Annotated in this window: 17 protein-coding genes; 9 read left to right on the top strand and 8 right to left on the bottom strand. The window is 52.3% G+C overall.

Annotated features, from left to right (window positions below; translation table 11 throughout):
- Positions 1-79 precede the first annotated feature (79 nt).
- The 3 genes from sucB to IPK01_07500 all read left to right on the top strand — a co-directional run bounded on the left by sucB (position 80) and on the right by IPK01_07500 (position 4,234).
- Entirely contained in the window at positions 80-1,804 is a 1,725-nt protein-coding gene (gene sucB, locus IPK01_07510) for a 2-oxoglutarate dehydrogenase, E2 component, dihydrolipoamide succinyltransferase (protein ID MBK7933339.1), read from the top strand.
- Between the two features lie 269 nt (positions 1,805-2,073).
- Positions 2,074-3,042 carry an OmpA family protein gene (locus IPK01_07505; GenBank protein ID MBK7933338.1) on the top strand — a complete coding sequence of 323 codons (969 nt, stop codon included), beginning with the start codon at positions 2,074-2,076 and terminating at the stop codon, positions 3,040-3,042.
- An 82-nt stretch (positions 3,043-3,124) separates the two neighbouring features.
- Complete coding sequence (locus IPK01_07500) at positions 3,125-4,234, top strand: VWA domain-containing protein (protein MBK7933337.1); 1,110 nt, start codon at positions 3,125-3,127, stop codon at positions 4,232-4,234.
- Here IPK01_07500 and IPK01_07495 read toward each other — a convergent pair.
- The 4 genes from IPK01_07495 to IPK01_07480 all read right to left on the bottom strand — a co-directional run bounded on the left by IPK01_07495 (position 4,231) and on the right by IPK01_07480 (position 8,395).
- On the bottom strand, positions 4,231-4,770 hold the full coding sequence (locus tag IPK01_07495; GenBank protein ID MBK7933336.1) for a hypothetical protein: 540 nt from the start codon (positions 4,768-4,770) through the stop codon (positions 4,231-4,233). The genes IPK01_07500 and IPK01_07495 overlap by 4 nt on opposite strands.
- A gap of 79 nt (positions 4,771-4,849) precedes the next feature.
- Complete coding sequence (locus IPK01_07490) at positions 4,850-6,508, bottom strand: NAD+ synthase (GenBank protein ID MBK7933335.1); 1,659 nt, start codon at positions 6,506-6,508, stop codon at positions 4,850-4,852.
- A 43-nt stretch (positions 6,509-6,551) separates the two neighbouring features.
- Complete coding sequence (locus IPK01_07485) at positions 6,552-7,355, bottom strand: ATP-binding protein (GenBank protein MBK7933334.1); 804 nt, start codon at positions 7,353-7,355, stop codon at positions 6,552-6,554.
- A 101-nt stretch (positions 7,356-7,456) separates the two neighbouring features.
- On the bottom strand, positions 7,457-8,395 hold the full coding sequence (locus IPK01_07480) for a COX15/CtaA family protein (GenBank protein MBK7933333.1): 939 nt from the start codon (positions 8,393-8,395) through the stop codon (positions 7,457-7,459).
- Between the two features lie 35 nt (positions 8,396-8,430).
- On the opposite strand from IPK01_07480, the gene IPK01_07475 reads away from it, so the two are divergent.
- The 3 genes from IPK01_07475 to IPK01_07465 are packed head-to-tail and all read left to right on the top strand — an operon-like array spanning position 8,431 to position 10,263.
- Complete coding sequence (locus IPK01_07475; protein MBK7933332.1) at positions 8,431-9,351, top strand: pyrroloquinoline quinone biosynthesis protein PqqB; 921 nt, start codon at positions 8,431-8,433, stop codon at positions 9,349-9,351.
- Positions 9,348-10,088 carry a TlyA family RNA methyltransferase gene (locus tag IPK01_07470; protein ID MBK7933331.1) on the top strand — a complete coding sequence of 247 codons (741 nt, stop codon included), beginning with the start codon at positions 9,348-9,350 and terminating at the stop codon, positions 10,086-10,088. The genes IPK01_07475 and IPK01_07470 overlap by 4 nt, the downstream gene beginning before the upstream one ends.
- Positions 10,078-10,263, top strand: a complete 186-nt coding sequence (locus IPK01_07465; GenBank protein MBK7933330.1) for a hypothetical protein — start codon at positions 10,078-10,080, stop codon at positions 10,261-10,263. The genes IPK01_07470 and IPK01_07465 overlap by 11 nt, the downstream gene beginning before the upstream one ends.
- Here IPK01_07465 and IPK01_07460 read toward each other — a convergent pair.
- Positions 10,255-10,671, bottom strand: coding sequence for a winged helix-turn-helix transcriptional regulator (locus IPK01_07460; GenBank protein ID MBK7933329.1), 417 nt, complete (start codon positions 10,669-10,671; stop codon positions 10,255-10,257). The two genes, IPK01_07465 and IPK01_07460, sit on opposite strands and share 9 nt — an antisense overlap.
- A gap of 112 nt (positions 10,672-10,783) precedes the next feature.
- On the opposite strand from IPK01_07460, the gene IPK01_07455 reads away from it, so the two are divergent.
- On the top strand, positions 10,784-11,965 hold the full coding sequence (locus tag IPK01_07455) for a PLP-dependent transferase (protein MBK7933328.1): 1,182 nt from the start codon (positions 10,784-10,786) through the stop codon (positions 11,963-11,965).
- A gap of 27 nt (positions 11,966-11,992) precedes the next feature.
- Entirely contained in the window at positions 11,993-13,483 is a 1,491-nt protein-coding gene (gene glpK, locus IPK01_07450) for a glycerol kinase GlpK (protein ID MBK7933327.1), read from the top strand.
- 55 nt (positions 13,484-13,538) lie between these two features.
- Here glpK and IPK01_07445 read toward each other — a convergent pair whose 3' ends face one another.
- Positions 13,539-14,747: an ATP-dependent Clp protease ATP-binding subunit gene (locus tag IPK01_07445; protein MBK7933326.1), complete on the bottom strand. Its 1,209-nt coding sequence runs from the start codon at positions 14,745-14,747 to the stop codon at positions 13,539-13,541.
- Between the two features lie 272 nt (positions 14,748-15,019).
- The gene (locus IPK01_07440) at positions 15,020-16,333 is read right to left on the bottom strand and encodes an inositol-3-phosphate synthase (GenBank protein MBK7933325.1); all 1,314 of its coding nucleotides are present in this window, start codon (positions 16,331-16,333) and stop codon (positions 15,020-15,022) included.
- 255 nt (positions 16,334-16,588) lie between these two features.
- Here IPK01_07440 and IPK01_07435 point away from each other — a divergent pair, with 255 nt between their 5' ends.
- Positions 16,589-19,315 carry a VCBS repeat-containing protein gene (locus IPK01_07435; GenBank protein ID MBK7933324.1) on the top strand — a complete coding sequence of 909 codons (2,727 nt, stop codon included), beginning with the start codon at positions 16,589-16,591 and terminating at the stop codon, positions 19,313-19,315.
- On the opposite strand, the gene IPK01_07430 is transcribed toward IPK01_07435, so the two are convergent.
- Positions 19,312-20,964 carry a DUF1957 domain-containing protein gene (locus IPK01_07430; GenBank protein MBK7933323.1) on the bottom strand — a complete coding sequence of 551 codons (1,653 nt, stop codon included), beginning with the start codon at positions 20,962-20,964 and terminating at the stop codon, positions 19,312-19,314. The two genes, IPK01_07435 and IPK01_07430, sit on opposite strands and share 4 nt — an antisense overlap.
- Positions 20,965-21,052: the final 88 nt, after the last annotated feature.

Here is a 21,052-nt window from a genome sequence, read left to right as displayed (position 1 = left end):
CGCACATGCGCTGGTTTTCTTAACCTCCGATTTTCTTGTATTCTATCTAATTGATATCTAATTGCCGCACGGAGTTTTTATGAGCATGGAAGTGGTTATGCCGCAGATGGGCGAATCGATTACTGAAGGAACGGTCTCAAAATGGCTGAAAGCTGTAGGCGAACGAGTTGAAAAGGACGAACCGGTACTCGAGATCTCAACCGACAAGGTCGACGCCGAGGTCCCGAGCCCGGGAGCCGGAATTCTGCTCGAGATCCGTACACAAGAAGGCGAGACCGTCGAGGTCGGAACCGTCGTTGCGGTCGTTGGTGAAGAAAGCGAATCCGTGGCATCCGATCTGCCTCCGGTTGGAGAAGCTCCGACAATTATCGAGTCAGGGGGACCCGAAGCAATGGTCGAAGAAGCTCCGGATGTTCCTGCGATAATCGAGGCGATACCTGCCGCGGCCCCGGAAGCCGCTTCGACCGCGGGTGCCGCCGAGGTCGTGATGCCCCAAATGGGCGAATCGATAACCGAAGGCACGGTTTCAAAATGGCTGAAGTCAGTGGGCGATACGATCGACAAAGACGAACCTCTGCTGGAGATCTCTACCGACAAGGTAGATGCCGAGGTTCCTTCGCCGACCGCCGGAACGCTACTGGCGATCAATGTGCAGGAAGGAGAAACGGTCGAGGTTGGCTCGGTCCTTGCACTGGTCGGAGCGGCAGGCTCTGTTCGCGGTCAGCAGTCAGCGGTCGGTAGTTCAGCGGTGGCGATTGAGATTCCCAAAACGGAGCCAACACCCACGCCGGTCGCCCAAATAGCGGCCGCCGCGACGACAACGAACGGAGGTTCGAACGGCAGCTCCACCCTCGACGAACTCCGCCGAATTAAATCGAGTCCGCTGGTCCGAAATATTGCCAAGGAACACGGTGTCGACATCACTCGGATTCCCGGCTCAGGTATTAGTGGACGCGTTACGAAGAGCGATATTCTCTCGTTCATCGAAACTGGTGCAGCTCTTCGACCGCAAGATCTGCTTGTCAAAGGGGCGGCGGCACTTCCTGTTTCACGTCCCAAGCCGCAGGTGCAGTTCACACCTCCGCAGTCCGTGGTGACGACCGAGGATCGGATTGAAAAAATGTCGGTGATGCGCAAAAAGATCGCCGAACATATGACCTTCTCAAAACAGACCTCGGCACATGTCACGAGCGTTTATGAGATCGACATGACGAATGTCGCCAAATTCCGAAAGGCGAATCAGGATGCCTTCCAGGTGAAATACGGCACAAAATTGACATTCATGCCGTTTATTTTCCAGGCGGTTGCCGCGGCGATACGCGAATTTCGTATCGTTAACTCTCAAGTCGATGGCGACCAGATCATTTACAAAGGCGATATCAATCTTGGTATGGCCGTCGCACTCGATTGGGGCTTGATCGTTCCGGTCCTTCGAAATGCTGACACCCAAACGCTGGCACAACTCGCCGTCAGTGCAAATGCCCTCGCCGATCGTGCCCGGACCAACACGCTCAATCCTGCCGAGGTGCAAGGCGGAACATTTACAATCACCAACCCGGGCGTATTTGGCGGTTTATACGGAACGCCGATCATCAATCAACCGCAGGTCGCAATTCTTTGTGTCGGAACGATCGAGAAGCGTGCGAAGGTTTTGACCTCACCTGAAGGCGACGATTACATCGCGATCAGACAGATGGCTTACTTCGCTCTGACATACGATCACCGCGTAGTTGACGGTGCTGATGCTGAACGATTTCTCGCATATTTGAAGGATTATCTGCAAAATGCAACTTTTGAGATCTAATAGCGTGTGATAAATATCGTTGTTTCGATTCGTTAAAAGTTGTTGGCACTGTGCCGCTCTTGCGGTATAATGGTCGGTAATTAGTTATATTCGACACTTTCGGGCAACAATCTCGTTTTTCGGTACGACGAACTTTTTGAATCGAGATCAAACATTGAGCAGACCGCGAGTAGATCGCCGATCTATTTCACCGACAACCCACCGCCGTTATTTGGCGTCAATACAATTGGCCACTTTACGCAACGCACTTTTATCCTCAGGAGGAACTTATGTTTAAGAAAATTTCAATTTTAGCTTTGTCGCTCGTATTCGGAGCGACTGGTGTCCTTGCACAGGGTACACAGATCCGTTCAGCAGTCGCGGGACAAAAATACAAGATCAAGGGCGTTGTCGTATCGAAGGACGACCAGGGAACTTTCATAGTTCGAGACACGGTCGGTATCGACACCAAGATCGTGATCGCATCGAATGCAAGCATCAAAAACAACAGTCTTTTTGGTGGAGATAAATATCCTGTCACTTCGATCGTTCGGGGCCTGAATATCGAGGTTGAAGGCGTCGGCGACAGCAGCGGAAGCGTATCGGTAAACAAAGTTCGATTTGATAAGAGCAATATGATGACCGCTCAGTCGATCGACGCCCGCGTTTCGCCGGCCGAGGAACGTTTGACTGCGGCTGAACAAAACGCACAGCGTGTCTCGGGCCAGATCGACGAATTGATGGCGATCTCAAACGCCGCTAAAGGCGGTGCCAAGGCCGCTCAGGACACGGCAGACGCCGCAGTCGCAGGCGTTAATGCAACTAACAAGCGCATTACCGATCTTGACGATTTTGTCGTTCAGTCATCCGCGACAGTTAACTTTAGGGTCAACAGTGCGGTCCTCTCGGCGGATGCAAAGGCACAGCTCGACCAGATCGCAACCGCAGCGACCGCCCTTAAGGGATACATGATAGAGGTAACGGGATTCGCTTCTGCAGAAGGCAGTGCAAAAGCCAACAAGGCATTGAGCGAAAGGCGTGAAAAGGTCGTTCGAGAATATTTGATCGAACAGCACAACATCTCGCTCCGCCGTTTCACACCGTCTTACGGTTTTGGCGAACTGCAGGCAGTTGCCGACAACACGACCAAAGAAGGGCGTGAGCAGAATCGTCGAGTTGAGATCAAACTCCTTGTCAGCCGCGGCATCAATCAGAATGTCGAGGTCAAATCGTCGAATAACGATCAAGACGATAAGTAGTTGAGATCACAAGTGGCACTGCGAACGGCATATCTATTCAATGCGAGTTCGCGGTGCCTTTTGACTTCGTTTTCCATCTGCAATGAAAACTTTCCGCCGACAAAACCTCGTTACCGGCCTCGCGATCGTGCTAATGACCGCCTTTGTTGCATTTGCACAAACCGCGACCCCGACGCCGAAGGTCACAGACGATGAGATCATCAAAGTCGATTCGCGGCTGATCGTTGTGCCGGTTTCGGTGACGGATACGAACGGGCAGCCGGTATTCGGGCTGACCGCACAGCATTTCAGGCTGACCGAAGAGAGCCGTTTACAGGCCATTGACCACGTCAGTAGTGCTGACAAAGTGCCGCTCGAGATCGCTCTGCTATTCGATGTCTCGGCAAGTACGGACAAAATGTTCCAATTCGAGCTCGAAACCGCGGCAAAATTCCTTAAGGATGTGATGCGGACCGAGGATCGGGCAACCGTCTTTACGATCGGGGCAAAACCGATACTCGTCCGGCCGCGTGATACATCCGAGAGTATCGCGACTGCGATCCGGGATATCACACCAACCAAAGAGTTTACCGCGTTCTATGATACAGTCGCGGCAGCCGCAGACTACCTGAAGTTAAATGCCCCTGACGGTTCGCGTAAGGTCATACTTGTCATTTCTGACGGCGAAGATACAAACAGCGCCCGGATCTCCAAGGCGATCCAAGACGGCTACCGCAAGATCAATGTCAATAAGATCGACAATAAATCGTTGTATGAGCTAACCATCAAAAATCGCAACGAGGCCGGAGTTGCGGAGCGAAGACGTATCTTAAAGTTGCTGCAGGATGTCGATACCGTGTTCTACTCGATCAATCCGGCAGGTAGTTCTCTTCAGCTGAACAAAATGAGCTTGGCGGGACAGGAGAATATGCATAAATTTGCCGAGGACACCGGCGGAACCGCATTTCTGCCCAAATTCCAGCCATTGAATACCAAGGACGAACTTCAGAACCAATCAAACGGCCGGAAAAACGCCGATGTTCTCGACCGTATTTTCCGGCAACTAGCAAATGAGCTTCGCTCACAATATCTGGTTCAATATTATTCGGACGCGGATTTTCCGGTGAATAAATTCGTCAATTTGGACGTAAAACTCCCAAACCGCAGTGACCTCCGCATTCGAGCCCGACAGGGCTATTTCGTTAAGAACTAATCGCGAAAGCCGGCGTTGGGCTTCGTCTTGCCGATCAATTGCATCGTTTCGTGATCGACTTTCGGCATTTTCTTTTTGGTTGCCGGCGATGGCGATGGCGATGCCATCGGCCGCATAACTCCCATCGTTGGACGATCCGGTGTGGGCTCTGTAAATGGTATCAGCAGTTTGCCGATTGCCGGCCTTCCCTTTGAAAACAACGACACGAACAGAACTCCGCTGAACAGAGCGATAAGCAACGAGGCAACAGCCGTGGCATAGGCCTTGGTCCTTTGCTTCATTTTCGCCCAACCGACAGGACAATCGGCCGTCAGAACCGTGCCATCCGAGCGCTGAAAATACCGAACACAAAGCCTACCTTCAGCATTGGTGACAAGAGCTTCCGCATCTTCTTTCGTCATACCCGAAAGATTGTAAACATTGAGCTTACAGTCACCGCAAAAGCGTTTGCGATTGTCGCCATACATCTCATCCCAATCTGCCGAGCATGGCGATGCGATTCTTACGTTGTTAAGCGGACTATCAAATGTGGACATACAAAAACTCCGTTCAATTTAAATGCAGCAATTGCTGTTGAGTATTGAACGGAGTTTCTAGATCGTCTTGCGGAATTTTTTACATTTTTCGTCTGTATTTATGTGTGATCGGCCTTCGTCGCCCGACGCCAATGGCGTTTTTGGAGATTATAAGTGTCGGCGGCAGTTGCTGGCGTTTAAACTCGTTAGCCGGATGTTCGACTTTGTTGAGGATCCAATAGACGCGTTCGGCGTCGTGGCCGGCCGCGATTATCTCGGCAGGCGACTGTTTTTGTTCGAAATAGAGCCGAAGGATCGGATCCATCAGTTCATACGGCGGCAGACTGTCCTGATCGAATTGATTCGGTGCGAGTTCGGCCGAAGGCAGTTTTTCGATTATCCTGGTCGGGATTATCTCTCGGCCGGCCGAGTCATTGACGTGCCGAGAAACTTTCCAAACTTCGGTCTTCAGCAGATCGCCAAGCACGGCAAGCCCGCCGTTTGTGTCACCGTAAAGCGTACAGTAACCGACCGCTAATTCGCTTTTGTTCCCGGTTGATAACAACAATCGGCCCTCGGAATTAGATATCGCCATCAAGATGACACCGCGAATGCGCGACTGCATATTCTCAGCCGCCAGGCTTTCGCCACCCTTCGTCGGTTTGTGCAGACCCATTTGCTGAAGCAGCACTTCGAATGTCGATGAGATCGGTTCGATGCGGCCCATGCAGCCCAGATTGCGGATCAACTCTTCCGAGTCATCGATGCTACCCCGCGAAGAATAGGGCGACGGCATCATCACACACAGCAGATTTTCCGGACCGATAGCCTCGGCCGCAAGCGCAGCGACAAGTGCCGAGTCGACGCCGCCAGAAAGCCCAAGTACGGCCTGTTTGAATCCATTCTTCTGAGCATAATCGCGGATTCCTAAGACCAACGCTTTTCGGATCGTTTCGGTCTCATCGCCCGTGATGCCGCGGGCATCGGGCTTTCGTACGTCGAGTTCGACCGTTTCGACAAACTCTTCGAACGCCGGTGCCTGCAATATCACGTCGCCTTCCTCATCGGCGATCAAACTCGCTCCGTCAAATATAATACCGTCGTTGCCGCCAACAAGATTTACAAAGACGATCGGCTTTTTCTGCAATTTGGCACGATGCGCGACCATATCACACCGGAGCTTGATCTTTCCTTTGTTGAATGGTGAAGCGTTTATCGAGACGATCATGTCGGCTCCCATCGCGACGACCTCGTCAGTCGGATCGCTGTCGTATAACCGTTCGTCCCAAAATGTTTTATCGTTCCAAAAGTCTTCGCAAACGACCACGCCGATCTTGACTCCATTTATTTCAAAAAGTCTCCTCTCAACGCTTGGCTCGAAATAGCGAGGATCGTCAAAAACATCGTACTCAGGAAGCAATGTTTTATCCGCAAATCCGATCAACTTACAATCGTGTATGACAGCAGCTGAATTATACAGCCGACGCCCGTTCACTTCGTCATTTGGACGTATTGTGCCTACAACTGCTGTTATGCCTTGAGTTAGCGGGATAATGTCACGGAGTGGATCGATGGCATGTTCGATAATGTCGCTATCTTGGAACCAATCTTGTGAGGTGTAACCGTGTATCACTACTTCCGGAAAAACAACCAGGTCGGAACCGTCCGACCTGGCTTTCTCGATAGCAGCGTTGATCTTTGTTGTGTTACCGGAAAGGTCACCGTTGGTGGTGTTAATTTGAGCAATTGTAACTCGCATGGCTCAATTATAGACGCTTGACCAGCAATACCAAGATGCCGAACTAAGTTGCCGTAGATTGCTCAGATCGTTTGATCATCGTCAGGCGATTTCCGCGGTCGTTGTATTTGACCTCGTCCATAATGTTGTAGATAAAGAGCACCCCGCGGCCGGAGGTCTTGAATAGATTTGTCGGGTCGAGCGGGTCAGGAATGTTATTGACGTCAAATCCCTCTCCTTCATCTTCGATCGTAAATTTAGCTTCCTGTTTCGATACTTCGGCAGTGATCCGTACGAGCTTTTTAGCATCAAATTTGTTGCCGTGTTTTACGGCGTTGACAAATGCTTCGTCAAGAGCGACGAACAAGTTTGATTGCTCCGGTTTGACCACTCCGAGCTTTTCGACGCGTTTCATCAGATACTCGAGCACAATGTGCATCAGCGAGATCGCACTCGGCAGTTCGAATTCGATGTTTTCGTGTAAGTCCTGGACGGTTTCGGCAGTGTCGACATATCTGATCTTGTAATCGAGAACGGTGGCGACCATATTTTTTAACTCGTCCTCATCAAAATCATCGCGACGAAAATTCGCTGCACATAGTTTGAACGCCTTGATACGTTCGTACGGATTTGCAGCGGCAACCTTCGGAAAACATGTCGGCTCGTCGCCATTGAGCTGTGCCACCGGATCCGTGCTTTCGACATCGAGATCCGTGATCACCATGTCATACGATTCAACGTCCGGCAACCGGATGGCGGCTGATCGATCTTCAACGATAGCAACCTCGTGCCCGATATGCGAAAACACCTCTTCCAGCGACGTGGCGAGGTCGTCATGGTCGTCGATGATGAGAATTCGTCGCTGCATAAGTGAGCAGGAGAGGCCGATCTACATTACGAACTGTGATTTACCGATGTTGCAGATTTTACATCAAAGCTCGCATTATTTCGAACGTGAGCCGCTCTCTGCTACTCAGATACGGCTGTTTTTGACGCAAGAAAATTTGCCGCGATAAGCACGAAACTGACCCAGATGGCGTCTGCCAACAAAAGATGGCCGATCTGCATTACGATCGGGGCTAGCATCAGCAATGTCGCTCCACCGAATGCTATCTGACATATGACAAGTATCGAAAGCACATTTGACCAACGTGTGACGCTTTTGTCATCGCCCGATTCACGCCGCAGCCAACCCGCAGCAAATATCAGGAGAACGGCTGTCAGGATCGACGAGATCGGATGCAGCACCCTAAGCCGCAGAAGCATATTCGACGTCGGAGAAAAATCTTGCTGGACACCCGCCGAGAGCGTTTCAGCCGGAAACAGCATACTCGCGAGGGCGGCGATCGAGCCGGTAGTTCCGACATAAAAGATCGCCGCAATACATACGGCCAGGATCGCTCGGTATTTGCCTTCGACCTTAAATGTGAACCGCTTGCCTACGCTGGCGTACCAAGCCGTCATAGTAAGAAATGCCAGTAAAATGAAGGTATTGACCAGATGCCCTGCCATCCAAAACGGCCGAGCCGCCGAAAGCGTATCAGCGGTGTTGCCCGTCAACACGAGCCCGGCCCCTACGAGGGCCTCGGTTACGACAAATATGAACGATCCGACTGCTGCCTTTCGAACGGAGCTTCCCTTTTCAAATTTCTTGAACGCCCAGATGAGCAACGCCAGAACCACCACAAATGCAAGAAAACTCGTGATTCTATGTGAAAACTCGATCACGGTTTTCAGTTCCGGCGCACTCGGCAGAACCTCGCCGTGACAAGTCAGCCAATGCTGCCCGCAGCCATCGCCCGATTTTGAAGCACGAAGAAAAACACCCCATAGTATCACGAGGACGTTGTACCCAAGTGCGAACCACGCATACTTAGCAAATTTACTCAGCTTTGTTTCCGTTCCCATTTTGCTTAGAATAGCATTTTCGCTCGTCCAAAAAAATGATGCTCCGTTTAGCGGTTATTGTGTCGATCTTGGCTTTCGCTGCAAATATGTTTGCCGGAAAGCCTTATATTGTTGTGCTCGGTGTAGGCCAGGATGCAGGCGTGCCCCAAATAGGATGTGCTTCACCGTTCTGCCGTTCTGCATGGGCAGACCCAAAACTGCGGCAAACTGTGGCATCGCTCGCACTTGTCGATCCAGATACAAAGCAGCGATGGATCTTTGACGCGACACCGGACCTGCCGGAACAGTTTGAAATTCTTAAAGAAGCGACCGCCGACCGTTCTAACAACATCACAGGTATTTTCCTGACCCATGCACACATTGGCCATTACACCGGACTGATGTTTCTCGGTCGCGAATCGATGAATTCCGACCTCATACCAGTTTACGCAATGCCGCGTATGAAGCAGATGCTCGAGCAAAACGCTCCTTGGTCGCAGCTTGTGAGACTAAAGAATATCGCAGTTAGTTCGCTCGCCGACGGTGTCAAAGTTAGACTGAACGATCGCCTGTCAGTGACGCCATTTACCGTTCCGCACCGTGACGAGTTCTCTGAGACCGTTGGTTATCTAATTGATTCGGACACGAAAGCGATCGTCTACATTCCTGACATAGATAAGTGGCAAAAGTGGTCGACGCCGCTCGAAGATCTCGTTAGATCTGCAAACTATTTACTGCTCGACGGCACATTTTATGCAGACGGCGAGATCAACCGGCCTATGAGCGAGGTGCCTCATCCCTTCGTCTCCGAAACAATGGACATGCTCCGGACGATGCCGCGAAAAGAGCGTTCAAAGGTATACTTCATTCACTTCAATCACAGCAACCCGCTGGTACAAGGTAATAAACGGCAAAACCGTGAAGTGAGGCGAAAGGGTTTTCGTGTCGCCGTCCGCGGCCTGAGGTTGGATCTTTGAGCAAAAAGGAACGCATTGATAAACTTCTGGTCGAACGCGGCCTTGCCGATTCGCGCACCAAAGCTCAGGCTCTAGTGATGGCAGGCATTGTGCTTGTTAATGACCGTCGTGTGGAAAAATCATCCGAGTCATTTGCAATCGGTGAAGTCATCCGGATAAAAGGAGAATCTGCTGAATCGAAGTACGTTGGCCGCGGCGGCCTCAAGCTGGAAGCGGCCTTGACTGCATTCGAGGTCGATCCGACTGGTTTCAACTGTGTCGATATAGGGGCATCAACCGGCGGATTTACTGACTGTTTGCTTCAGCATGGGGCCGGCCGCGTAACAACGATCGATGTCGGCACTAACCAGCTCGTATGGTCGCTCCGCACCGATCCCCGAGTCGATGCGAGAGAGAATGTAAATGCACGTTCGCTGCAGCCCGACGACTTTGATACCGCATTCGACCTTGCCGTGATGGATGTTTCATTTATCTCGGTCACAAAGATCTTCGCGTCGATCGTGCCGTTGCTCACTGACAACGGCCGAATGATCGTGCTCATCAAACCGCAGTTTGAAGTAGGCCGCGGCGAAGTTGGAAAGGGCGGGATTGTCCGTGAAAGCGATAAACACGAACGCGTCGTCGCCGAAGTAAATTCATTCGCCGAGTCTATCGGCCTCACTGTGAAAGGTATCATCGATTCACCGATCTTAGGTGCCGAAGGGAATAAGGAGTTTCTCGCACTTTATGCACGATAACGACGAATCATTTGCCGAAGAAGGAAACGAAACGTCTGTTGAAGGGCTCGATTTCGATTTTGAGGACGGTCTTATGGTACTAACACGCCGATATTTGTCCAGACGAGGATATTGCTGCGGCGGTGACTGCCGACACTGCCCTTATGAGGAGCACCGGCAAGCAGCATCACAATAGATATATCTCTATCTCTTGGGGCACGTAGTCGTTTACATATGTTTCGCCCGATATGTGCTGATCTGTTCGCTCGAGTGCCAGGCTGCCATTGCTCACATTATACTGCCCGCCGATCTGCTTTCTCGATCGGGTTCCAAGCACAGCCGTCAAAATGTTCGCCGCAATTTCGTCTGTCGGCCATTCGATACCGTAAAATATGTGCTTACCGTCCCGCCGAGTCACAACCAATCCTGCGGTTCGCAGGTACGCCAAATGACGCGAGACCTTGGGTTGGCTCTCGTCGATCGACTCCGCAAGATAGCCGACTGATACCTCCCCGTCGGCCATTAGACTGATCAGCTTAAGTCGAGTGGTATCCGAAAGGGCTAAAAAGAGTGTTCCGAGGTCAGCAAGAGTTGATTCGTTCATTGTCGTTCTGGGTGGTCAACTTACATATTACCTTGTCCATATATATATAGCAAATATCAGGTTGACTTCGATCTTAATTGCGATTTTCACCTAATAGTTTTAGGATAATTTGGTGAAAGCTCAACATTCTATATACACATCAGCGGTACATGCCGGTGATGATCACTCGCAGCATCATGGAGCCCTGTCGGTTCCGATCTATCCGGCCTCGGTTTATGCTCTGCCTGACGCAGATGAAGGTGCGGACATCCACAATGAGATTAAGGACGGATATTATTACGGGCGTTTGGGAAATCCTACTCAGACGGCTTTGGAAAACGCTGTTGCGGAACTCGAGCACGGGGAATCCGCACTAGCTCTGGCCTCCGGCATGGCAGCCGTGTCGGCTGCAGTCTTTACGCTTGTCAGAACCGGCGACCATATCATTGCTCCAATTTCCGGGTATTCCACCACTTCGAACTTCCTTCGTAATATCGGTGAGAGGTTCGGTGTCGAAACCACGTTTGTTGACGCCGGAGATGCGGACAATTATCGAGCTGCTATCAAGCAAAATACTAAACTGCTCTGGATCGAAACTCCGTCAAATCCGATCGTTCAGATCACCGACATCGCTGCGGTAGTCGCGATAGCTAAGGCGCATGACCTTGAGACGATTGCCGACAATACCTTCGCGACGCCGTTCAATCAACTGCCGCTAGATCTCGGTGTCGATGCTGTCATTCATAGTGCGACCAAATACCTTGGCGGGCACAGCGACCTGACCGCCGGTGTCATCGTGGGGAGCCGACAGATCGTTGAGGCAGCGAGACAGGGTGCGAATAAATATTACGGTGGAAACATCGCACCGCAGGTGGCGTGGCTTGTTGTGCGCGGCATCAAAACACTGGCATTAAGAATGGAACGGCACAATGAGAACGCATTCGCCATCGCCGATATGTTTTTTGGCCATGAGAAGATCGCTGCTATTCATTATCCCGGATTGCCGTCGCATAAGAATTACGAGATCGCTCTGGCTCAAATGACCGGTGGATTTGGCGGAATGATTGGTCTTGATGTCGGCAGCATTGAGGCCGGCAAAGCCTTTGTCAATAATTGTGCGTTGTTTACACTCGCGACATCGCTCGGCGGGGTCGAATCGATCGTTCAGCATTCGGCGTCGATGACCCATTCGACGATTCCACGCGAAGAACGCATCGCTGCCGGGATCACCGACGGCCTGATCCGAATGTCGGTCGGCGTTGAGGACGTCAACGATCTCATTGCAGACATCGAGCAGGCTCTTGATAAGATGTAGACTGACTACATATCCGTTTTAGTGTATATGAGTTACATTCTCGCCTTAGATCAGGGCACCACCAGCAGCCGCAGCATTATCTTCGACCATGATGGCAATACAGTCGCCGTTGGTCAAAGGGAATTCGCGCAGATATTCCCGCGTTCCGGGTGGGTCGAACACGATCCCGAGGAGATATGGCGGTCGCAAGTGGAAACAGCTTTCGAAGCCCTGCAGCGGGCAGATATAACCGCAGCCGATATAGTTGCCCTAGGCATCACTAATCAACGTGAAACCACGGTTATATGGGATCGCAAGACCAGTGTGCCGATCTATAACGCCATCGTCTGGCAGGATCGGCGAACGTCTGATTGGTGTTCGCGATTTCGTGAATCTCACGGTGAGTTGATCAAGCAGAAGACAGGGCTTGAATGCGATGCCTATTTCTCGGCAAGCAAGATCTCATGGTTGCTTGACAATGTTGACGGTGCAAGGGAGAAGGCCGAGAGCGGTGAGCTTGCTTTCGGCACGATCGACACATGGCTTGTTTGGAGGCTGACAAACGGCCGTTCGCACATAACTGATCCGTCTAATGCCTCGCGGACAATGCTTTACAACATCAATCGGCTTGAATGGGATGTTGAGTTGTTGGACATATTCAACATTCCGTATGTGTTACTTCCGGATGTTCGTGCTTCTTCTGAAGTATTTTGCGAAGTGAAGTCGCCGGGCCAACTCGACGGGATAAAGATCGCAAGTATTGTAGGCGATCAGCAGGCGGCGTTGTTTGGGCAGGCTTGTTTTGATGCGGGTACTACAAAGAACACATATGGCACAGGCTGTTTTATGCTGCAGAACGTCGGGATCTCGCCGGTCGCATCCGAGCATCGATTGCTTTCCACCGTTGCTTGGCAGATCGAGAGACGAACTGAGTATGCGCTCGAGGGCAGTGTCTTTATCGGCGGTGCCGTTATCCAATGGCTGCGGGATTCACTCGGCGTGATAGCTGATTCTTCGGAGGTCGAGGCACTTGCCGGCTCGGTCGCCGATAACGGCGGAGTCTATTTCGTTCCGGCGTTTTCCGGCCTAGGTACGCCGCATTGGGATCAGGAAGCCCGCGGACTGATCATCGGCCTCACACGCGGAACCGGAAAAGCTCACATAGCCCGAGCGGCAGTCGAATCGATCGCTTTCCAGACGGCCGATCTTCTCGCCGCCATGAATTCTGATTCGGGAGTGGATCTCACTGAACTTCGCGTCGATGGCGGTGCCACCCGAAACAAAGGTCTCCTTCAGTTTCAGGCGGACATCTTACAAATACCTGTCGTCCGTTCTGCAACGAGTGAAACGACCGCACTTGGAGCAGCTTATCTTGCTGGACTTGCAGTACGGTTTTGGGCCTCGACAGATGAACTTGCTGAACATTGGCGATCTGACGGCAGATTCGAGCCCCGAATGGATCGTTCGGCCGCGATGTCGATCACTGAACGTTGGCACGAAGCCGTCCAACGGTCACTTGCCTGGGATCGACATCAATAGAAAGCCGCCTTTGATGGCAGGCGGCTTTCAAGGTGCGGAACGAAATGATCGTAAATTAAACGTCGTTATTCTCACCCTTAGATTTGCTCAAACCGACCGCTGCCTCAGCCTGCGGCAGCGGCATTCCGACACCATCTGCGCTAATGAGCAACTCATCATCCGAGGAAGAATCCTTTGGATCAGCAATGATCATCTTTCCTGACTGTTTCGTAAAAGTCAGCATCTTTGTTTCTTCGTTAAAATCGACCATCACAAAATCGCCCGTCTCGACCTGTTGGGTCGCGACGAGATTTGACAGCGGATAGACGAGAAAACGCTCGATCGAACGCTTGAGGTGGCGGGCACCGTATTTGAGATCGATTCCTTCGCTGAGCAAATATTCCTTAGCTTCGCCGGTACATTCGAACGCGAATTTCGTCCCGGCCGATTCCGTTATGCGATCCTGAACAGCACGCAGTTCGATGTCGAGGATCTGCCGCAGGTGATGTTCCTTGAGGCTGCGGAACACGACGACCTTGTCGATGCGGTTCATAAACTCCGGTGAGAATTTACGTTTCGCGGCCTCGAGTGCGGTGCGGTAGATCTTGGTGTCGATCTCGTTGTCGGCCTTGACCTGATCGGTCTTGGTCGGTGCGAACCCGATTCCGCCCGAGATCATCTCGGACATTTCGCGTGCCCCGAGATTGGAGGTCATGATGACGACGGTCCGCGAAAAATCAACACGGCGGTTGTCGCCGAGTGTCAGGGTCGCTTTGTCCAAAATACCAAGCAGCAACTGCCATAGCGAATCCGAAGCCTTTTCGATCTCGTCAAACAGTACGAACGTCAGTTTCGTGTCCTCTGTATGGGCCTTATCGAGGTTTTCCTGCGTCAGCATCGGCGAGGTTTCGCGATGACCGAGGTATCCCGGAGGCGAGCCGATCAGTTTGGCGATCTCGTGTGAATGTTGGAACTCGGCACAATCGATCTTGACGACCGTGTGCGGCTCGTTGAACAGAACTTCGGAGGCGGCTTCGACGACGCGGGTCTTACCCGAACCTGTCGGCCCGAGGAATAGCATTGTGCCGATCGGACGGGACGGATTGTTCATTCCGGCCAAGTATATTTGAAACAGGCCGCTCATCCGGCGAACCGCACGCTCCTGTCCGACGATCTGCGCGGACAATTTATCCTCAAATTCTGCTGCCCGCGGGCTTTTCCGTTCGGGGTCGAGCAGTATGCCTTGTTCGCCGCTGTCTTTTCGTTTTGCCGATTCCTGTTTCATCTTCTTAACTCCTAGCGGAAGCTTGAATCTTCCGCTATCTAATGAACGTTTCCGTTCGCGATATTTGCCGAATATCTGACGGCAAATATGTCGTCTATAGTGATGATGTCAAAACTTTTTTCGTTGGCTGGGTTATGGAATCTGGAAGGGCATACCCAGAAAAGAAAGGTCGCAGGTATGAAAGCCCGCTCCAATTTAAGATTTAACACAGAAAACATAAAGCGCGCAACCAGAAAACGATGGCCGCGAAAAGTTTTTCCGGAATAGTACCCCTAATCGTAATATTCGAGGCCGAGGTGCGTGATCAGCTCTTCGCCCATCATATGGCGAAGAGTATTTTTCAACTTCATTAGCTGAATGAAAATATCATGCTCCGGATAGAGCCCGGGCGCGGTCTGCGGGGCCTTGAAATAGAACGAAAGCCATTCTTGGATTCCCTTCATACCGGCACGGCTCGCGAGGTCCATGAACAGTGCGAGGTCGAGTGCCAGCGGGGCCGCGAGGATCGAGTCGCGGCAGAGGAAATTGACCTTGATTTGCATTTTGTAACCAAGCCATCCGAAGATATCGATGTTGTCCCAGCCTTCTTTATTATCGCCGCGAGGAGGATAATAGTTGATCTTGACGACGTGCGAAAAATCGCCGTAGAGGCCGGGATAGACCTCGGGCTGGAAGATGTGTTCGAGGACCGAGAGTTTCGAAACTTCCTTAGATTTGAAATTTTCGGGATCGTCGAGAACCTCGCCGTCGCGGTTTCCGAGGATATTGGTCGAATACCAGCCGTCGAGGCCGAGCATTCTGGATTTCAGGCCCGGAGCGAGGATCGTCTTCATCAGCGTTTGTCCGGTCTTGAAATCTTTGCCGCAGATCGGCGTGCGCGTCTGATCTGCGAGTTCCGTCATTGCAGGAATATCGACTGTCAGGTTCGGTGCGCCGTTAGCAAAGGGTACGTTTGATTTTAACGCTGCATAAGCGTAGATCATCGACGGAGCGATGCGGCCGTCGTCGTCGTACATTGCTTTTTCGAAAGCCGCGAGCGAAGCGTGGACCTCGGATTCTTCGATGTATATCTCGGTCGAAGCGGCCCAGACCATGACCAGGCGGTCGCAGCCATTGTCGGCCTTAAACTGTGCGATGTCAGCAATTAGTTGCTCGGCAAGGTCCATCTTATTCTTGCCGGTCTTGACGTTCTCACCATGTAGCCGCTTTACGTAATTCTGTTCGAAAACAGCGGGCATCGGTTTTAGGGAAGCGAGCGGCTCTGAAACTTGATTGAGCAGATCTTTGTCTAGGACGCCCGCATTCATCGCGGCTTCGAACGCGTTGTCATGAAAGATATCCCAAGCCCCAAAAACAATGTCGTCGAGCTTGGCCAGCGGCACAAATTCGTTGATCTTTGGGCTACGAATGTCGGTACGCTTTCCGAGACGGATCGTGCCAAGCTGTGTCAAAGATCCGACCGGCTCCGAAATGCCGCGTTTTATCGCCTCGACTCCTGCCACCAACGTGGTACTAACGGCCCCAAGTCCGACCAACAATACGCCAAGTTTGCCGTTCGCCGGGACGATGTCTGTTCGATTTCCCATCTAAAGTTCCTCCGCGAGAATCAAAAGAGAAGCATAACGGCACACAGTTGGATAGGCAAATACGCGGTCAGTTTCAATTGATGGCTTGTAAGATTCAGTGATAAACTTGGAGTTTGAACTTGAGTTTGAATGGATGCAGGATGATGGGCATTTTGTCGGGAGATCAGAGATTTGAATCGGCTTAAACTTGGTGTAGTGATTTTCATAATTCTGCTCTTTGCCGTCACGGCCTTTGTGGCGCCCACAATTAAGCCGGTGAGCGGTCAGAACGCCGGCGTCGGCCTGAATGCCCCAACCGCCTTGAAAGCGACTGATTCGGTTTATGCGACAAAGGTTGGATTACATTGGGAACCTGTACCTTACGCTATTGTTTATCGGGTCTTTAGATCAGCGACCAATGATTCGCAGTCTGCAATTTCGGTCGGATCGACCTCTGCGAATTTCTTTTTCGACGCGACCGCGATCGCTGGGCAGCAATATTTCTATTGGGTACGAGCTGAAAATAGTGAATCGGTCAGTCCGCTTGGTTCTTCCGATGCAGGGATGAGGGCCGTAGGCAACAACTCTCCAGGAGCACCATTTCCGCCTCTTGAGCCTCCTATCGTTCCGGGCGGAAACCCGCTTACCGCGGCGAAGGCATATCTCGGCAAAACACTTTTCTGGGACGAGCAGCTTTCTTCAACAAAAACTGTCTCGTGCGGTACCTGTCATCGGCCTGCCGCGGGCGGATCAGATCCGCGAACCAACTCTTTGACGAGACATCCCGGCTTCGATGGTGCATTTAATACCGACGATGACGTATTTGGTTCACCGGGCGTTCCTAACAGCCTAGCGACCGGCGAATATTCGTCAATCCAACATTTTGGGGTTGGCCTACAAGTAACAAATCGGCGCTCGCCATCGTATCTCAACGCCGGATACACCACAGACGGTATCTTTTGGGATGGACGTGCACGCGATCAGTTTCGCGATCCGATCACGAATTCGATATTGCTGGCGAGTTTTGGAGGCCTCGAAAGTCAGTCCGTGTTTCCGCCCTTATCAACCGCCGAAATGGGACATGTTGGCCGTGATTGGCCAGCAATTGTTACTCGACTAAATGACTCAAGGCCTTTGGCTCTCGCTCACGATATCCCATCGGGTTTAGCCAATTGGTTATCGGGCCGAACATATCCGCAGCTTTTTGAGGAAGCTTTTGGAACGCCTGAGATCACACCGGCCCGCATTGCAATGGCAATAGCGACCCATGAACGAATGCTTTTCTCTGACCAGACGCCTCTAGACCGATGGTCCGCACAACTCGAACCGTTAACAACCCAAGAAGAACAGGGCCGAACAATATTCATCGCTCAACAATGTACGTTTTGCCACGGCGGAGCTCTTCTAAGTAATGCGTCATATCAGAATGTAGGGGTCAGGCCGATAAATGAAGATCCGGGCCGAGGTGCCGTCACGGGAGTTACCGCTGATTTTGGCCGATTCAAAACACCGCCGCTTCGCAACCTCGAATTAAAGGGAAACTATTTCCACAACGGGCGTTTCGCAACAGTTGAGGACGTTGTCGAGTTTTACAATCGCGGAGGTGATTTTGATGCCCCCAATGTCGATCCGCGGATCCAGCCGCTCAACCTTACCATCGCCCAGCGTGCCGCTCTCGTCTCATTTTTAAAGCGGCCGCTGACCGATCAAAGGGTCGCTCAGGAATTGCCGCCATTTGATCGGCCGAAGCTGTATACCGAATCTACTTACGTTCCGACGATCAGTGGAAACGGCCGCATCGGAGCGGCCGGAATAACTCCAAATGCTATCGCTCTTGAGCCGCCGGTACTCGGGAATCCGCGTTTTACCGTTTCCGTTTCACAAACCGTCGGAGGCTCCTCCGCGGTTCTCGTGATCGATGCCGCTGATCCAGGTGTTGGAACCTCCATACCCGCTTCGGGCTCGTTTGCCCGCGTCGAGACAACTCTTTCGGGCTCGGGGGGAGAGAACGGCTATGGCTCGGCGGTGCTGTCGATCCCGAACGACCCATCGATCGTCGGCCGTTCGTTCTATGGCCGCTGGTACGTGACCGACGCAGGTGCAGCGAATGGCTTTTCGGTTTCCCGGCTGATCACATTCACAATATTTGGAAACGGCGGCGGTCGTGCGCCGTTCGATTTCGACGGCGACGGCAAGACCGAAATTTCGATCTATCGCCCGGCGGCAGGTGAATGGTGGTACGAGCGTTCGTCAAACGGCACCAATTTCGCGGCTCAATTTGGTAACGCGTCTGATAAACCGGTCCCAGCCGACTACACGGGCGACGGAAAAACGGACATCGCATTTTGGCGGCCTTCGAACGGAAACTGGTTCGTGCTGCGCTCCGAAGACCTTTCGTTCTACGCGTTTCCGTTTGGTCTGGGCTCGGATGTCACGATTCCGGCAGATTATGACGGCGACGGCAAAGCGGACGCTGCTGTGTTCCGGCCGTCGACGAATACCTGGTATATCCAACGTTCATCCGGAGGCACCGATATTATTGGATTTGGCTCCGTCGGTGACAAACCCGTTCCGGCAGACTACGACGGAGATGGAAGAGCGGATATTGCGGTCTTTAGGCCAAAGGGCGCCTCAGGAGCGGAATGGTGGGTCCGGCGCAGCTCGAATGGTTCGGTCTTCGCACTTGTATTCGGTGCCTCTGTAGATAAACCGGTCCAGGGTGACTATACCGGCGACGGCAAGACGGACATAGCTTTCTGGCGGCCCTCGAACGGCAGTTGGTTCATCTTGCGGAGCGAAGACCTCTCGTTCTATTCATTCCCATTCGGAACTTCCGGCGACCTGCCGTTGATCGGCGATTTTGACGGCGATGGAAAATCAGATCCGGGCGTGTTCCGTCCGTCGACTTCGAATTGGTTCGTCCAGCGATCGACCGCTGGAACGCTGATCCGGCAGTTCGGTGTCACAGGCGATCTGCCGATACCTAATTCGTTCGTGCCTTAGTCTTTCGGGCTGGAAATATAACTTCGAAAATCGATCTCTGCGAAGATGTTGTCGCGATTCTCGATCTCAGCGAGAAGCTCGTGATCGACCTCACCTGATTCAAGCATCTCGGCGAGCATGTGGAAACGTTGTATGTGCGACTGGAATCTACGGGATGAGTATTCGACCGTCGTCCCCTGATAGATCTGGAACGCCCAGTCAGAGGATTGGGCGAGGAGGAGTTCGCGGGCGAGTTGGTTGAGGATCCGCGAGGCAAAGAGAACCACCCCGTCAGCCGAAGCGGCTGCCACCCCTCCTTCGTAAGGAGGGGAGCTTTTGAACTTATTCGCGAGTTCGGTCATTTTTCGTTCCGCGTCGTGTTGGAACGGGTACATCCACGAGTTGCCTTCGTTGATCCAGACCTTGTAATAGCCAGCCTCGCCCCAGCTCGAGGCGGTGGGCCGTTGGACCTGGATCGGAAGGCCGGAGTCGAGAAAATCGCCGGGCGTGATGCACTGGATATCGTTTTGATCGAAGTGGATCTTTTTGAAAAAGAAGTCGATGAACTGCGGCCCCTCGAACCACCAGTGGCCGTAAAGCTCTGCGTCATACGGAGATACGACGAGCGGCGGATGGCCTTCGAATGTTCCTCTGAGCATGTGTGCCTGCTTGATACGTTCGCTGATGAAGTGCGATGCGTTCTCCGCAGCCTTCTCGCGAGCCAGCGAAGGAATGTACGGCTGTTTGAGATTCTGCGGCACATCGCGGCCGGTGATGCGGTGATATTTCAGGCCGAGATGGCGGCGGCTTCCATCGGCGTGCAGATGCGGAGCGAGATAATCGAGCGGCGCGTCCCAGCCGATGTCGCGGTAAAATTCGCGGTACAGGTCGTTGCCCGGATAGCCGATCTCAGCCGACCAAACCTGCTGGCTCGTCTCGACATCGCGTGCGAAAACGGCGGTTCCATTCGGCGTGACTACCGGTGCATGAACACCAAATCGCGGCCGAGGATCGCCGTAAAGTATTGCGTGCGTGTCGCTTATAAAATATTCGATGCCGGCGTCTTTTAACAGGTCTTCGACGCCAGGCTCGTAGGCACACTCGGCGAGCCATATTCCCCGCGGCTGCCGATGGAAATGTTTCTTGTAATTTGCGACCGCGATCTGCACCTGCGCTCGTCTTGATTCGACGGTCGAAATAAGCGGAATAAAGCCGTGCGTCGCACAGCATGTGATGATCTCGATGACGCCCTCGTCCTGCAGTTCACGGAAGGCGTTGATGAGATTGCGGTTGTAACGGTTGTTCCACAGGTCGAGCGACGACGAGAGGTTTTCGACGTACATCTTTGCAACGTCTTGAAATTCGTGCGACTCGGTTTTGGTGCGGTCAAGCTCTTTTTTTGCGAGTTCGAACAGGTTTTCGAGATGTGCGGTGTAACGCGTTTGCAGCATCTCGTCGGCGAGCATTTCGCACAAAGGCGGCGAAACGTTCATCGCAAGACGCGGTTTGACGCCGGCTTCGTGGAGCGTTTGAAAGATGAAAATTAACGGTAAGTAAACCTCGGTGATCGCTTCGTACAGCCAGTCTTCCTCGAGGAACTCAGGATATTCCGGATGCCGCACGAACGGCAGATGAGCGTGTAAAATGAGGCTGAAATATCCGGTCGGCATTAGAGGTATATTAAAACAGGATGGACAGGATATACAGGATGATTTGTCAAAATCCTATTTATCTTGTCCATCCTGTTAAAAACCAGAT

The sequence above is a fragment of the Acidobacteriota bacterium genome (assembly GCA_016713675.1).
Lineage (GTDB): Bacteria > Acidobacteriota > Blastocatellia > Pyrinomonadales > Pyrinomonadaceae > OLB17.
This window is presented reverse-complemented; position numbering and strand designations above follow the sequence as displayed.

What these genes read in the sequence shown, in the direction of transcription:
- glpK (MBK7933327.1), top strand. Translation starts at nt 11,993, where the DNA reads ATGAGTTACATTCTCGCCTTAGATCAGGGCACCACCAGCAGCCGCAGC.
- IPK01_07465 (MBK7933330.1), top strand. Translation starts at nt 10,078, where the DNA reads ATGCACGATAACGACGAATCATTTGCCGAAGAAGGAAACGAAACGTCT.
- IPK01_07430 (MBK7933323.1), bottom strand. Translation starts at nt 20,964, where the DNA reads ATGCCGACCGGATATTTCAGCCTCATTTTACACGCTCATCTGCCGTTC.
- IPK01_07490 (MBK7933335.1), bottom strand. Translation starts at nt 6,508, where the DNA reads ATGCGAGTTACAATTGCTCAAATTAACACCACCAACGGTGACCTTTCC.
- IPK01_07485 (MBK7933334.1), bottom strand. Translation starts at nt 7,355, where the DNA reads ATGCAGCGACGAATTCTCATCATCGACGACCATGACGACCTCGCCACG.
- IPK01_07460 (MBK7933329.1), bottom strand. Translation starts at nt 10,671, where the DNA reads ATGAACGAATCAACTCTTGCTGACCTCGGAACACTCTTTTTAGCCCTT.
- IPK01_07480 (MBK7933333.1), bottom strand. Translation starts at nt 8,395, where the DNA reads ATGGGAACGGAAACAAAGCTGAGTAAATTTGCTAAGTATGCGTGGTTC.
- IPK01_07495 (MBK7933336.1), bottom strand. Translation starts at nt 4,770, where the DNA reads ATGTCCACATTTGATAGTCCGCTTAACAACGTAAGAATCGCATCGCCA.
- sucB (MBK7933339.1), top strand. Translation starts at nt 80, where the DNA reads ATGAGCATGGAAGTGGTTATGCCGCAGATGGGCGAATCGATTACTGAA.
- IPK01_07445 (MBK7933326.1), bottom strand. Translation starts at nt 14,747, where the DNA reads ATGAAACAGGAATCGGCAAAACGAAAAGACAGCGGCGAACAAGGCATA.
- IPK01_07505 (MBK7933338.1), top strand. Translation starts at nt 2,074, where the DNA reads ATGTTTAAGAAAATTTCAATTTTAGCTTTGTCGCTCGTATTCGGAGCG.
- IPK01_07440 (MBK7933325.1), bottom strand. Translation starts at nt 16,333, where the DNA reads ATGGGAAATCGAACAGACATCGTCCCGGCGAACGGCAAACTTGGCGTA.
- IPK01_07475 (MBK7933332.1), top strand. Translation starts at nt 8,431, where the DNA reads ATGATGCTCCGTTTAGCGGTTATTGTGTCGATCTTGGCTTTCGCTGCA.
- IPK01_07500 (MBK7933337.1), top strand. Translation starts at nt 3,125, where the DNA reads ATGAAAACTTTCCGCCGACAAAACCTCGTTACCGGCCTCGCGATCGTG.